The sequence below is a fragment of the Neorhizobium fuzhouense genome, from assembly GCF_042611105.1.
In the GTDB taxonomy this organism is placed as follows: Bacteria; Pseudomonadota; Alphaproteobacteria; order Rhizobiales; family Rhizobiaceae; genus Neorhizobium; species Neorhizobium galegae_A.
Genome location: NZ_JBHFFP010000013.1, coordinates 80,620 through 93,203, shown reverse-complemented (window position 1 = coordinate 93,203; position 12,584 = coordinate 80,620). Strand labels below are relative to the sequence as shown.

The 12,584-nt window shown below is 62.5% G+C and carries 14 protein-coding genes; 12 read left to right on the top strand and 2 right to left on the bottom strand.

Annotated elements, in window-relative coordinates:
• The first annotated feature begins 116 nt into the window (after window positions 1-116).
• The 12 genes from ACEXP3_RS20645 to ACEXP3_RS20590 all read left to right on the top strand — a co-directional run bounded on the left by ACEXP3_RS20645 (window position 117) and on the right by ACEXP3_RS20590 (window position 11,614).
• Window positions 117-752, top strand: a complete 636-nt coding sequence (locus ACEXP3_RS20645; protein WP_210106810.1) for a GNAT family N-acetyltransferase — start codon at window positions 117-119, stop codon at window positions 750-752.
• A complete protein-coding gene (locus ACEXP3_RS20640; RefSeq protein ID WP_377298996.1) occupies window positions 749-1,327 on the top strand; it encodes a GNAT family N-acetyltransferase in 579 nt (192 codons plus the stop codon). Before ACEXP3_RS20645 ends, ACEXP3_RS20640 begins: the two co-directional genes overlap by 4 nt.
• A 199-nt stretch (window positions 1,328-1,526) precedes the next feature.
• Window positions 1,527-2,573 (top strand): GTPase ObgE, encoded by a 1,047-nt coding sequence (gene obgE / locus ACEXP3_RS20635; RefSeq protein WP_210106808.1) that lies wholly within the window; start codon window positions 1,527-1,529, stop codon window positions 2,571-2,573.
• Between the two features lies 1 nt (window position 2,574).
• The gene (gene proB / locus ACEXP3_RS20630; protein WP_377298994.1) at window positions 2,575-3,753 is read left to right on the top strand and encodes a glutamate 5-kinase; all 1,179 of its coding nucleotides are present in this window, start codon (window positions 2,575-2,577) and stop codon (window positions 3,751-3,753) included.
• A complete protein-coding gene (locus ACEXP3_RS20625; RefSeq protein WP_377298992.1) occupies window positions 3,746-5,026 on the top strand; it encodes a glutamate-5-semialdehyde dehydrogenase in 1,281 nt (426 codons plus the stop codon). The genes proB and ACEXP3_RS20625 overlap by 8 nt, the downstream gene beginning before the upstream one ends.
• Before the next feature lie 40 nt (window positions 5,027-5,066).
• On the top strand, window positions 5,067-5,708 hold the full coding sequence (locus tag ACEXP3_RS20620) for a nicotinate-nucleotide adenylyltransferase (protein ID WP_377299132.1): 642 nt from the start codon (window positions 5,067-5,069) through the stop codon (window positions 5,706-5,708).
• Window positions 5,709-5,715: 7 nt separating this feature from the next.
• A complete protein-coding gene (rsfS, locus tag ACEXP3_RS20615; RefSeq protein WP_377298991.1) occupies window positions 5,716-6,207 on the top strand; it encodes a ribosome silencing factor in 492 nt (163 codons plus the stop codon).
• A 212-nt stretch (window positions 6,208-6,419) separates the two neighbouring features.
• A complete protein-coding gene (rlmH, locus tag ACEXP3_RS20610) occupies window positions 6,420-6,902 on the top strand; it encodes a 23S rRNA (pseudouridine(1915)-N(3))-methyltransferase RlmH (RefSeq protein WP_377298989.1) in 483 nt (160 codons plus the stop codon).
• 165 nt (window positions 6,903-7,067) lie between these two features.
• The gene (locus ACEXP3_RS20605) at window positions 7,068-8,465 is read left to right on the top strand and encodes a murein hydrolase activator EnvC family protein (RefSeq protein ID WP_210106903.1); all 1,398 of its coding nucleotides are present in this window, start codon (window positions 7,068-7,070) and stop codon (window positions 8,463-8,465) included.
• Window positions 8,455-9,786, top strand: a complete 1,332-nt coding sequence (locus tag ACEXP3_RS20600) for a S41 family peptidase (protein WP_377298988.1) — start codon at window positions 8,455-8,457, stop codon at window positions 9,784-9,786. Before ACEXP3_RS20605 ends, ACEXP3_RS20600 begins: the two co-directional genes overlap by 11 nt.
• A gap of 78 nt (window positions 9,787-9,864) precedes the next feature.
• Window positions 9,865-11,079 carry a divergent polysaccharide deacetylase family protein gene (locus ACEXP3_RS20595; protein WP_377298986.1) on the top strand — a complete coding sequence of 405 codons (1,215 nt, stop codon included), beginning with the start codon at window positions 9,865-9,867 and terminating at the stop codon, window positions 11,077-11,079.
• Window positions 11,080-11,086: 7 nt separating this feature from the next.
• Entirely contained in the window at window positions 11,087-11,614 is a 528-nt protein-coding gene (locus ACEXP3_RS20590) for an RNA pyrophosphohydrolase (RefSeq protein WP_377298984.1), read from the top strand.
• Between the two features lie 80 nt (window positions 11,615-11,694).
• Here ACEXP3_RS20590 and bfr read toward each other — a convergent pair whose 3' ends face one another.
• A complete protein-coding gene (gene bfr, locus ACEXP3_RS20585; RefSeq protein WP_210106799.1) occupies window positions 11,695-12,180 on the bottom strand; it encodes a bacterioferritin in 486 nt (161 codons plus the stop codon).
• A complete protein-coding gene (locus ACEXP3_RS20580; RefSeq protein WP_245366906.1) occupies window positions 12,146-12,463 on the bottom strand; it encodes a (2Fe-2S)-binding protein in 318 nt (105 codons plus the stop codon). Before ACEXP3_RS20580 ends, bfr begins: the two co-directional genes overlap by 35 nt.
• Window positions 12,464-12,584 lie beyond the last annotated feature (121 nt).

Here is a 12,584-nt window from a genome sequence, read left to right as displayed (position 1 = left end):
AGCCGGCGTCACATCGACCCGGCTGATGCCCGCAAAAGGTTCAGTCTGAAAAAAGGGGAGATGGGGCGCCACCCACCTCCCCTTTTTTCTTAACCCCCGTCAGGAGGACTGAAACCATGCAGGACGAATTATTAAGGAGCAGCCGGCAGCGGCTGCCGCAAGAGCGGCTGAGGCCGCAGCGGTTACGGAGCGATTGCCCTGTCTTGTTGTCGCAGAGACTTGTTCTGCGCGCCCCGCACGAAGAAGACATCAACGCCCTTACCCATCTCGCCAACAATGTGAACATCGCCTCCATGGTGTCGCGTATGCCGCATCCTTACACGGCAACGGACGCAGCCGATTTCGTGCGACGCACGAAAGCGGGCGAGATTGGCAAGTGCGTTTATGCCATTACGCGAGGAGACAACGGCGCCTTTCTCGGTTGCTGCGCGCTGGAGCCACATCTGGATGATCCGCTGACGCTCGAAATCGGCTACTGGCTGGGCGAACCCTTCTGGAACCAGGGCTTTGCGACGGAAGCCGCCCATGCGCTGATCGACATGGCGTTCCGCACCCGTGACATCGACCAGATCGATGCCCGCTGCCGGGTGACCAACATCGCCTCGCGGCGGGTCATCCAGAAGTGCGGCTTCCAGTTCCAGGGCTCCGGCATGGTCGGTTCGCTGGCGCTCGGCGGCATGGTGCCGGTCGAGTGGTTCCGGCTGGATCGCAAGACCTGGATGTCGTTGAAGAGCTGGGGGGAAATGCGATGAGCGCTGCCGTTCTCTCCCGGCCGGTCCTGGCAAGGCCCGGCCCCTGCCCGATCATCGAGACGGAGCATCTCGTGCTGCGGCCCCACCGCATGGATGACGCCGATTCAATCGCCCAGTCGCTGAACGACTGGCAGGTGACGCGCATGCTGTCGCGCGTCGCCCTGCCCTACAGCCGCGATGACGCGCGCGACTGGTTGAACCGGCAACGGTCCGGCGCGCTTCCGGATTGGCAACTGGCCATTACCGAAGGCGATGGCGTGCATATCGGCTGCGTCGGCATCGAGCTGCGCCACGGGCTGTGGCACCTCGGCTACTGGCTGAACCGGTTCTACTGGGGCCAGGGCGTCATGAGCGAGGCGGTCTTTGCCGCGCTCGAACGTTTCACGCGCCGCATGCCGGATGTGACGATCTATTCCGGTGCCTTTGCCGATAACGCAGCCTCGCTGCGGATCCAGCAAAAATTGGGGTTCGAAGTGGTCGGCACCGATGAGGTCTTTTCGCTGGCGCGCAACCGCATGGCCTCGCATATCGCGACCCGGCTTCTGCCCGGCGCCTTGAAGAGCCCGCGGGCTTGATCAACACCCGTCTGGAGCAGGCCGATTGCGTTCGGCCTGCTCGTCTCTCCCGCCAAACGGCAGATCTACTGATCTCTTGCGGCGTGCGAGGCACGAAAATGTCGATAATCTTTGACCTTCACGACAAGCGGCGATAACGAAAAGCCCGGAAAACGGTGCGGGCTCGCCCCGATCAACCCCAGAACTGATGGCAGAACCCATGAAATTTCTCGACGAGGCAAAAGTCTACATCCGATCCGGCGACGGTGGCGCGGGCGCGGTGTCGTTTCGCCGCGAAAAATTCATCGAGTTCGGCGGCCCGGATGGCGGAGATGGCGGACGCGGCGGCGACGTCTGGGTGGAGGCGGTCAACGGCCTCAACACCCTCATCGATTTCCGCTTCCAGCAGCATTTCAAGGGCGCGACCGGCGTGCACGGCATGGGCCGCAACCGCACCGGCGCCAATGGCGCAAGCGTCACCTTGAAAGTGCCGGTCGGTACCCAGATCTTTGAGGAAGACAACGAGACGCTGATCTGCGACCTGACGAAGGAAGGCCAGCGCTTTCGCCTAGCCGCCGGCGGCAATGGCGGCTTTGGCAATGCGCATTTCAAGTCCTCCACCAACCAGGCGCCGGATTGGGCAAATCCCGGCCTCGAGGGCGAAGAGAAGAACATCTGGCTGCGGCTGAAGCTGATTGCCGATGCGGGTCTGGTTGGCTTGCCGAATGCGGGAAAATCCACCTTTCTGGCCACCGTCACGCGCGCACGGCCGAAAATCGCCAATTATCCCTTCACCACGCTGCATCCGAATCTCGGTGTCGCAACGATTGATGGACGCGAGTTCGTGCTCGCCGATATTCCGGGCCTGATCGAGGGCGCCCACGAGGGCGTCGGCATTGGTGACCGCTTCCTCGGCCATGTCGAGCGCACCCGCGTGCTGCTGCATCTGGTGTCTGCCCAGGAAGAGAATGTCGGCAAGGCCTACAAGACCGTGAAGTACGAGCTGGAAGCCTATGGCGGCGGGCTTGAAGACAAGCCGGAGATCGTCGCCCTGTCGCAGATCGACGTTCTGGACGAGAAGGAACTGAAGAAGAAGGCCAAGGAGCTGGAAAAGGCCTGTGGGCGTCCGCCGATGTTGATTTCGGCTGCCATCAACAAGGGCATGCTGGAGGTGCAGCGGGCGCTGCGCGATGTCATCGTGTCCTCCCATGGCGAGACGGCGCTTCCCGACCGCAGCCTTGGCGAAGATGCAGAAAACGAGGATTGAGATGAGCCTGTCGCGCAAGCCCCTGTCCGGTCATCGTCGGATCGTCATCAAGATCGGCTCCGCCCTGCTTGTCGATCGCAAGACGGGTTTGAAAAGCGCCTGGCTGAATTCCGTCTGCGCCGATATCGCGGCGCTGCGCGCGCAGAACATCGACGTTCTCGTCGTCTCGTCCGGTGCCATTGCGCTTGGCCGCACGGTGCTCGGCCTGCCGTCCGGTGCCTTGAAGCTTGAGGAAAGCCAGGCGGCGGCAGCCGTTGGCCAGATCGCGCTCGCGCGTGCCTGGTCGCAAAGCCTGTCGCGCGACGAGATCGTCGCCGGCCAGATCCTGCTGACACTTGGCGATACGGAAGAGCGGCGCCGCTATCTTAACGCCCGTGCCACGATCAACCAGTTGCTGAAGCTTGGCGCCGTGCCGATCATCAACGAGAACGATACGGTGGCCACCTCAGAAATCCGCTATGGCGACAACGACCGGCTGGCAGCTCGCGTGGCGACCATGACGGGCGCGGATCTTCTGGTGCTGCTGTCGGATATCGACGGGCTTTACACCGCCCCGCCGCATCTGGATCCGGATGCGCGGTTTCTGGAAACGATCCCCGCCATCACCCAGGAGATCGAAGCCATGGCCGGTGGCGCGGCTTCGGAACTGTCGCGCGGCGGCATGCGCACCAAGATCGATGCGGGCAAGATTGCAACCGGTGCCGGCTGCGGCATGATCATCGCGTCGGGCAAACCCGACCATCCGCTGAAGGTGATCGATGGCGGCGCTCGCTCCTCGTGGTTTGCCCCGTCTGGCACGCCGGTGACGGCCCGCAAGACCTGGATTGCCGGGCAATTGCAGCCGGCCGGAGAGCTTGTGGTGGATGCCGGTGCTGAACGAGCGCTTTCAAGCGGCAAGAGCCTGCTGCCGGCGGGTGTTCGTGCCGTGTCTGGCCAGTTCAGCCGGGGCGATACGGTCGCCATCATCGGCACGGAAGGGCGCGAGATTGCCCGTGGCCTTGCTGGCTATGATGCCGACGAGGCGCGCCAGATCACCGGACGCAAGTCTGGCGAGATCGAAGCGATCCTCGGCTATGCCGGCCGCGCCGCCATGGTTCATCGCGATGATCTGGTAATGACCGGCCCGGTGTCGGCCAAGGTGACGACGGATGCAATCTCACAGGAGGCCGCCCATGCTTGACAAGGTGACCACAAACGATATCGGCCAGCTGATGCAGGACATGGGTGACAAGGCGAAGGCTGCCGCCCGCCGGCTTGCCAATGCCTCGAGCGAAGCCAAGAACCGGGCGCTGACACTGGCGGCCGATGCCATTCTGTCCGCACGCGAGGAAATCCTCGCCGCCAATGCCAAAGATCTGGCAGCGGTTGCCGACAAGGGCCTGCAGCCGTCCTTTATCGATCGCCTGACACTGAACGACAAGCGGGTGGTGGAGATGGCCGAGGGACTGCGCGCCATCGCCGCCCTTGCCGATCCGGTCGGCGACGTCATTGCCGCCTGGGAGCGTCCGAACGGGCTGAAGATCGAGCGCGTGCGCACGCCGCTCGGGGTCATCGGCGTGATCTACGAAAGCCGCCCGAATGTGACGGCGGATGCCGGTGCCCTCTGCCTGAAGGCCGGCAATGCCGTGATCCTGCGCGGCGGTTCGGACTCGCATCATTCATCGCAGGCGATCCATCGCTGCCTGGTCCAGGGGCTCACCGAAGCCGGCCTGCCGGAAGACGCAATCCAGATCGTGCCGGTGGCGGATCGCGCGGCCGTCGGTGCCATGCTGTCCGGTCTTCATGGCGCCATCGACGTCATCGTGCCGCGTGGGGGCAAAAGCCTTGTGGCGCGGGTGCAGGCGGAAGCGCGCGTGCCGGTCTTTGCCCATCTGGAAGGGCTTTGCCATATCTACGTGGATGCCTCTGCCGATCTCGACATGGCGGTCAGCATCGTCGTCAACGCGAAAATGCGCCGGACCGGCATTTGCGGTGCGGCCGAAACGCTCCTGGTGGACCGAGCAGCGGCGGATACGCATCTGAAGCCCATCCTTGCTGCGCTGTCGGCTGCCGGATGCGAGATCCGTGCTTCGGAGGATGTTCTGGCGCTGGAGCCCGACCTTGTCGCCGCAACGGAAGAGGACTGGCGGACGGAATACCTGGAAGCGATCATTTCGGTTGCGCTGGTCGATGGCATCGATGGGGCGATCGCTCATATCGCCACCTATTCTTCCAATCACACGGAAGCGGTGATTGCCGAGGATCCGTCGGTCGTCTCGCGTTTTTTCAACGAGATCGATTCGGCCATCCTTTTGCACAATGCCTCAACGCAGTTTGCCGATGGCGGCGAGTTCGGCATGGGCGGCGAGATCGGGATTTCGACCGGCAAGATGCATGCACGCGGCCCTGTCGGCGTCGAGCAGCTGACCTCGTTCAAATACCGCGTGCACGGCACCGGCCAGACGCGGCCCTGACGGCGTGACGGCCAGGCGGGCACACGATCGCTATCTCGTCATGCCGCGTGCCGAAGCCGGCATGACGGTTGGCCTGTTCGGTGGCTCGTTCAACCCGCCGCATCCGGGCCATCTTCTGGTGGCGGAAATCGCGCTGAAACGGCTTTGGCTCGATCAGCTCTGGTGGATGGTGACGCCCGGCAATCCGCTGAAAAGCCGTGCGGAACTGCTGCCGCTTGCCGAGCGCATTGCGCTCAGCGAGGACCTGGCGCGCGATCCGCGCATCAAGGTGACCGCCTTCGAGGAACGGCTGAACACCAGCTATACTGCCCGCACACTTGCCCATGTCGCGGCAAGGAACAGCAAGGTGCGGTTTGTCTGGATCATGGGCGCCGACAGCCTGAAGACCTTTCACCGCTGGCAGAAATGGCGCGAGATTGCCGCAACCGTTCCGATCGCCGTGGTGGACCGGCCGGGTGCCACGCTCTCCTTCCTGTCATCGCCGGCGGCGCGTGCTTTGTCTTTTGCGCGCATCGATGAGGAGGCAGCACGCTCCCTGCCCTACCGGACACCGCCCGCCTGGACCTTCATCCACGGACCGCGCTCCTCCCTCAGTTCGACGGCGCTGCGCCACGGGCAAAAGGCGGCGCAGGGGACTGCCGCTTCGCCCGGTGTTCTAGAACCCCATCCCTTGAAAGATTGATCATTCGATGCCACCTTCACTTGACCGGGTTCCGAAGCAAGGGATTCGGGGCAAGTGCCTGTTCTGTTCTTGGAAGAAAGGAACAACCCTGACAACAGTACACGCCAAGGGGAAGGCGCACAGCGTCCTCCCGAAGAGAGCGGAACGTGGCGTCGATGCCGCTTCCCGTGCTCTTGAACTGGTCCTCGCAAGCCTTGAGGACTCCAAAGCGGAAGACATTGTCACCATCAACATTGCCGGAAAGTCCGCGCTGGGCGACTACATGGTTGTGGTCTCCGGGCGATCGAGCCGGCATGTCTCGGCCATTTCCGAGCATCTTCTCTCCGACCTGAAGGACGAGGGCTTTGGCGGCGCTCGCATCGAGGGACTGGAGACGGGAGACTGGGTGCTGATCGATACCGGTGACATCATCATCCACGTGTTCCGTCCGGAAATCCGGGAATTCTACAACCTGGAACGGATGTGGGCCGCGCCCGACGAGGACGAAACGCTCCATTGAGGGTGCCGGCACGCCCTTTGCGCGTGCAAGGTGCTCCTCGATCGGATAAAGGCATCAGGCGCCATCGGGTCGGCTTCGGCTTCCGGATGCGGGACGGCATGTGACTTGCCAATGCCCTTGCCGGGCCGTCGCAGGATAGCTTGCCGAGGTGGCCGGGCTCTTTTGAGCCCGATGTCTACCGATGCGGTGTTTGGAATTCAGGCGGTGATGCAATGCGCATAGGTCTTTTTGCGGTGGGGCGGCTCAAGACCGGCCCAGAGAAGGAATTGGCCTCGCGCTATCTCGATCGCTTCGCCAAGGCGGGGCCGGCGGTCAGCCTGGAGCTCTCCCGGGTGGTCGAGGTCAATGAAAGCCGGGCGTCCTCTGCCGAGACGCGCAAGCGCGAAGAGGCGCAGCTTCTCGAAAAAAGCCTGGGCGACGGCGCCATCCTGATCCTGCTCGATGAACGCGGCAAGGCGCTGGACAGTCCGGCCTTTGCAAACCTCCTGGGGCGCTACCGGGACCAGGGCAAGCGCGAGTTGCTGCTGGCGATCGGCGGCGCCGATGGCCTCGATCCTGCGCTTTACGAGCGCGCCGATGCGATCGTCAACCTGGGTTCCATGACATGGCCGCATCAACTGGTGCGCATCCTGATTGCCGAACAGCTCTACCGCGCCGTCACCATCCTGTCCGGCCATCCCTATCACCGGGTCTGATGGCCTCACCGATACACGATGTTGTTTCTGGTGCTTGCCGGCAAATCAGCTTAATCTTGACGGATTGAGGTGGCGTGTTCCGGTCGTTTGCGGGTATCCGGCCATGGGTTGGCCAAGGTCCAAAGGCTGGTGTGACGGGTGAGAATGCGAAAGCGCGACGAGAGCATGCAGCCTGCAAGGTCTCTGGCGGCAATCCTGCTGCTGGCCTGCGTTTCCGTGTCCATGGCGGCGCAGGGTCAGGCGTTGCCGCAGACGGATGCGACGGTGCCGCGCAACGATGCCGCATCCCCGGGTGGGACCGGCAACGCCGTCGATCTCCTGGAAACGAAGCGCGATGAAACGCGCCGCGAATTCGAGACGTTGTCGAAGACGCTTTCTCTCTCCACGGACAAGACTAAGGAAATTACCGCAGCCATTGCCGCGCTCGACAAGAGCAGCGCCAATATCCGCCAGGCGCTGATCGATTCGGCCACAAGGCGCAAAGGCTTCGAGGCCGATCTGAAAGCTGGCGAAAACAAGCTTGCCGAGCTGAAGGTGAAGGAAGACGGCATTCGGAAATCCCTGCATGAGCGGCGTGGCGTCCTGGCCGAAGTTCTGGCCGCCCTTCAGCGCATGGGGCGCAATCCGCCGCCGGCGCTTCTGGTGACCCCGGAAGATGCGCTGGGTTCGGTGCGCAGTGCCATTCTGCTGGGGGCAGTCGTTCCCGGCATGCGCGCCGAGGCTGATCGCCTGATGGCGGATCTGAAGGCACTGTCTGATCTTCAGGCTGAGGTGCTGGCCGAACGGACAAAGGCCTCGCAGGCGATGACGGCAAGCCTTGAGGAAGATCGCCGCATGGAACTGCTTCTGGCGGAAAACGACAAGCAGAGCCGGCAAAGTTCCGCCGAGCTGGAGGCAGAGCGTCGGCGGTCGCAGGAACTGGCCAGCCGCGCCAGCAGTCTCGAAGGGCTGATCGGTTCGCTGGAAGGCGAAATTTCCTCCGTGCGCGAGGCCATGCAGCGGGCCCGCGAGGAGGAGGAGCGGCGCAACCAGCTGACGGATGCCGAGCGCCGGAAGGCCCAGGAACTGGCTGAAAGCGGCGTGCCTGACAAAAACCGTATTGCACCCGCATATGCATTTTCAAGCCTCAAGCAAAAACTGACACTGCCTGTGGAGGGAGACCTTCTGCGCAGTTACGGCGATCCGGACGGTACAGGTCACCCGGCCAAGGGCATCACCCTGGCCGCAAGCGCCGGTGCGGTTGTCACGGCTCCGGCAGATGGGCTGGTCGTCTTTGCCGGTGCGTTTCGAAGCTACGGGCAGATGATCATCCTCAATGTGGGCGATGGCTACCACCTCGTCCTGACGGGGATGGACCGGGTGAATGTGCGGCAGGGAAAATTCGTCTTTGCCGGCGAGCCGCTCGCCGCCATGGGCGAGAAAAGAGTGGCGAGCGCAACCGCGTTGGCGCTGGAAACAGACCGTCCGACGCTTTACATTGAATTTCGAAAGGACGGCACTCCGGTCGATTCGAAGCCGTGGTGGTCCGCAAAGGAAACTGGAAGGGCACGCAATGATTCGTAGGGCTTCTCTTGTCATCGTTGGAGCGCTGCTCGGCGCGACGGCCATGAGTGTCGTCTATTCCGCCGGCGTGCCTGCCCAGGCGGCCGGTTCATCGACCTATCGTGAGCTGTCCATCTTCGGTGACGTGTTCGAGCGCGTGCGCGCGCAGTACGTGACGCCGCCCGACGATGAAAAGCTCGTGGAAAATGCCATCAACGGCATGCTCTCCTCGCTAGACCCGCATTCCAGCTACATGAACGCCAAGGATGCGGCCGACATGCGCACCCAGACCAAGGGTGAGTTCGGCGGTCTCGGCATCGAAGTGACCATGGAAGACGAGCTGGTCAAGGTCATCACGCCGATCGATGATACGCCGGCAGCCCGCGCGGGCGTTCTCGCCGGGGACTTCATCTCCGAAATCGACGGAACGCCGGTGCGCGGCCTGAAGCTGGAAGATGCGGTCGAGAAGATGCGCGGCGCGGTGAAGACGCCGATCAAGCTGACCATTCTGCGCAAAGGTGCTGACAAGCCCCTCGAAATCACCGTGATGCGCGACATCATTGCCGTGCGCGCCGTCAAGTCGCGCGTTGAAGGCGATGTCGGCTACCTGCGCGTGATTTCGTTCACTGAAAAGACCTATGACGACCTCGAAAAGGCGATCAAGAAGATCAAGGCGGACGTACCGGCCGACAAGCTGAAGGGCTATGTGCTGGACCTGCGCCTCAATCCGGGCGGCCTGCTGGATCAGGCGATCAATGTGTCGGATGCCTTCCTGGAGCGCGGCGAGGTGGTGTCCACCCGCGGTCGCAATCCGGAGGAAACCCGCCGCTTCAACGCCGGCCCGGGCGATCTGACCGACGGCAAGCCGGTGATCGTGCTCGTGAACGGCGGTTCGGCCTCGGCTTCGGAAATCGTTGCCGGTGCGCTGCAGGATCTGAAGCGCGCGACCGTGGTTGGCACCCGCTCCTTCGGCAAGGGGTCTGTCCAGACGATCATCCCGCTCGGCGAAGCCGGTGCGCTGCGTCTGACGACCGCGCTTTATTACACGCCGTCCGGCAAATCGATCCAGGGCACCGGCATCCAGCCGGATATCAAGGTCGAGCAGCCGCTGCCGCCGGAATTGCAGGGCAAGGTGCGCGCTGAAGGCGAATCAAGCCTCAAGGGGCATATCCAGGGCCAGAGCGAGACCGAAGAAGGCTCCGGCTCCACGGCCTATGTGCCGCCGGAAGCAAAGGACGACGTCCAGCTCAATTATGCGCTCGACCTGCTGCGTGGTGTGAAGACGGATCCGTCCTTCCCGCCGCAGCCGGATAAGGCGGCTGCCGCCGTCGTCAAGCCCTGATCCACGCGTTAAGCCCGCTTTGCGCCCGGCGCAGAGCGGGTTTTTCTTGCCCGACCTCCAGCACAGCGGACGGACGCATTGGGGACAGATCTTCGCGCTCCGCTTGGACCCGGCAGACCCAAAAAGGCCCGGCCGAGGCGGGGCCTTTCTGTGGGTGGGTGCCTTCTCGGCCTGGCGGCTGCTGCCCTTCTCGGCGTGTCCTTCTATCTCATGCGGGCTTCGGGCGTTCCCGATAAGGCCCGCGTTGCAGTAACAGTCCCCCTCACGTCTTCCGTCGATGGCCTGGCAAAGTCCTTGCCGGAGCCATCCCAGTCGGCGTTGCCGGACGAGCCGCCGCTATCGTCGCTGCTGCGCTCCGGTAGGACGGCCGGCGTCAATGCCAAGCCTGCGCAGCTTGAGGACGGGACGGTCGTCACCACCTTTTCACCGCGTCCGCGGGACGGTTCCGGACCGCTTCTCGTCGAGGGGGCTCGGATCGGGCAGGATCCGCGCCTGGCCGCCCTGCCCAATGACGATCTTCTGGAAGAGACGCGTTTCGGGCGCCTGCCAGTCAAGGGTCCGGATGGGCTTCGGCCGATGGATCATTATGCCAGGCCCTGGTCCGGTGCGCGTGGCCCTCGCATTGCGATCGTCATCGGAGGGCTCGGTCTCAGTCAGACCGGAACGCAGAAAGCAATCCGCGTCCTGCCCGGCTCCGTGACCTTTGCCCTTGCCGCCAGTGGCAACAGCCTGCAGCGCTGGATGCAGGAGGCGCGCCGTTCGGATCACGAAATCCTCCTGCAGATACCGATGGAACCGTTTGATTACCCGGCAAACGATCCAGGTCCCCTGACCTTGGTTAGCGGGTCTTCGTCCGCGCAAAATCTGAGCCGCCTGCACGAGGCCATGGGCCGCATCACCAATTATACCGGTGTCGTGAACTTTCTCGGCGGCCGCTATCTCGCCGATCCGCAGGCGCTTCAGCCCGTTCTGGCGGATCTGGCGCGCCGTGGACTGCTGTTTCTCGATGATGGGTCATCGGCGCAATCGAAGAGTGGCGATCTGGCCCGCACACTGTCCTTGCCGCATGGCTTTGCCGACCTGACACTGGATACAAGCCTCTCGCGTCAGGCCATCCTGAAAAAGCTGGATGATCTCGAGCGGATTGCGCAGCGGCAGGGATCGGCAATCGGCATTGGCTCGGCCTTTGACGAAACGGTGGATGCCGTGGCTGAGTGGTTGAAGCAGGCACAAGGTCGTGGCGTGGAAATTGTAGGCGTGTCGGCCCTTCTGGCCGTACCCGAACATCAGTGAGGTGAGCATGAGCAAGAACACAAAACCCGCAGGTGAGCTGCCGTATCGCCCCTGCGTCGGCGTCATGGTGCTGAACCGCGAGGGGCTGGTCTGGGTTGGCCGGCGCCTGTCGCAAAACAACAGCGAATCGGACGGATCGCCGCAGCTCTGGCAGATGCCGCAGGGCGGTATCGACAAGGGCGAAGATCCGCGGGATGCGGCCTATCGCGAACTGTTTGAGGAAACCGGCATCAAGACCGTCTCGCTTCTGGCAGAAGCGCCGGACTGGATTCATTACGATCTTCCTGCCCACCTGATCGGCATCGGCCTCAAGGGCAAGTATCGTGGCCAGCGCCAACGCTGGTTTGCCTTCCGCTTCGAGGGCGATGAGAGCGAGATCAACATCGAGAACCCGCCCAGCGGTCAGCATCAGGAATTCGATGCCTGGGACTGGAAGCCGATGGCGGAACTGCCGGACCTCATCGTCTCGTTCAAGCGGCCCGCCTATGAGCAGGTGGTTGCCGCCTTCTCGCATTTGTCCGGCACGAAAGGCTGATCCGCTGCGTTTCAGCAGCCCACAAAAAAAGCCGGCTTGCGGATAAGCGCGAGCCGGCTTTTTTGATGATTTGAAATGGCTTATTCGGCGCTGTCAGCCGACTCGGCGTTCAGCAGGCCGTAGCGCTCTTCGCCCAGCTTGCCGAGCAGTTCGAGCTGGGTCTCGAGGAAGTCGATATGGCCTTCTTCGTCGATCAGCAGTTCTTCGAACAGCTTCATCGTGACGTAGTCGCCGGCTTCATGACAGACGTCGCGGGATGCCTTGTAGGCGGTGCGGGCATCATATTCGCCGGCGAGATCCGCTTCCAGCACTTCGCGAACGGTCTGGCCGATCCGCAGCGGAGCAAGGGTCTGCAGGTTGGGATGGCCTTCCAGGAAGATGATGCGCGCGACAAGCTTGTCAGCATGCTGCATTTCCTCGATCGATTCGGCCCGTTCCTTCTTGGCAAGCTTCGTATAGCCCCAGTCTTCCAGAAGCCGATAGTGAAGCCAATACTGGTTGACTGCGCCGAGTTCGAGAAAAAGGGCTTCGTTAAGCCGCTCGATGACTCTTGTGTCGCCTTTCAATGTCCGCTCTCCTGTTGTCCTCATGGAACTTTTTCAAGCGTGACATATAGTCGACAACCTCTGCCTCCGTCGAGTGGCGGCAGGCATGATATTCTTCCGTGGTCCGGATAATCAGGTCGACGACATTCGGGAAGCATCCACAGCAACGGCCGCGCTTGCTCATCGCATGATACACCTTGGACGGCACGATCAGCTGCCAACAGTCCTCATCGAGGAGCCCGTTGATCACGTCCCTGATTTCATGATCGGTGATGTAATTGCAACTACAGACCAGCATGCTCATTAGCCATCAAACATGACACACGATATCCTCTTTATTGATAAAGCGGATGATGGATGTCAAGAAAGAATCGCCGGCAAAAGGTTGGTGACGGGCCTTTTCGCTGATCTGGCGGCCCTTGGCC

Coding starts and splice junctions, on each gene's coding strand:
- proB (WP_377298994.1), top strand. CDS start 2,575: ATGAGCCTGTCGCGCAAGCCCCTGTCCGGTCATCGTCGGATCGTCATC.
- ACEXP3_RS20580 (WP_245366906.1), bottom strand. CDS start 12,463: ATGAGCATGCTGGTCTGTAGTTGCAATTACATCACCGATCATGAAATC.
- ACEXP3_RS20625 (WP_377298992.1), top strand. CDS start 3,746: ATGCTTGACAAGGTGACCACAAACGATATCGGCCAGCTGATGCAGGAC.
- obgE (WP_210106808.1), top strand. CDS start 1,527: ATGAAATTTCTCGACGAGGCAAAAGTCTACATCCGATCCGGCGACGGT.
- ACEXP3_RS20590 (WP_377298984.1), top strand. CDS start 11,087: ATGAGCAAGAACACAAAACCCGCAGGTGAGCTGCCGTATCGCCCCTGC.
- ACEXP3_RS20600 (WP_377298988.1), top strand. CDS start 8,455: ATGATTCGTAGGGCTTCTCTTGTCATCGTTGGAGCGCTGCTCGGCGCG.
- rsfS (WP_377298991.1), top strand. CDS start 5,716: ATGCCACCTTCACTTGACCGGGTTCCGAAGCAAGGGATTCGGGGCAAG.
- ACEXP3_RS20640 (WP_377298996.1), top strand. CDS start 749: ATGAGCGCTGCCGTTCTCTCCCGGCCGGTCCTGGCAAGGCCCGGCCCC.
- rlmH (WP_377298989.1), top strand. CDS start 6,420: ATGCGCATAGGTCTTTTTGCGGTGGGGCGGCTCAAGACCGGCCCAGAG.
- ACEXP3_RS20645 (WP_210106810.1), top strand. CDS start 117: ATGCAGGACGAATTATTAAGGAGCAGCCGGCAGCGGCTGCCGCAAGAG.
- ACEXP3_RS20605 (WP_210106903.1), top strand. CDS start 7,068: ATGCAGCCTGCAAGGTCTCTGGCGGCAATCCTGCTGCTGGCCTGCGTT.
- ACEXP3_RS20620 (WP_377299132.1), top strand. CDS start 5,067: ATGCCGCGTGCCGAAGCCGGCATGACGGTTGGCCTGTTCGGTGGCTCG.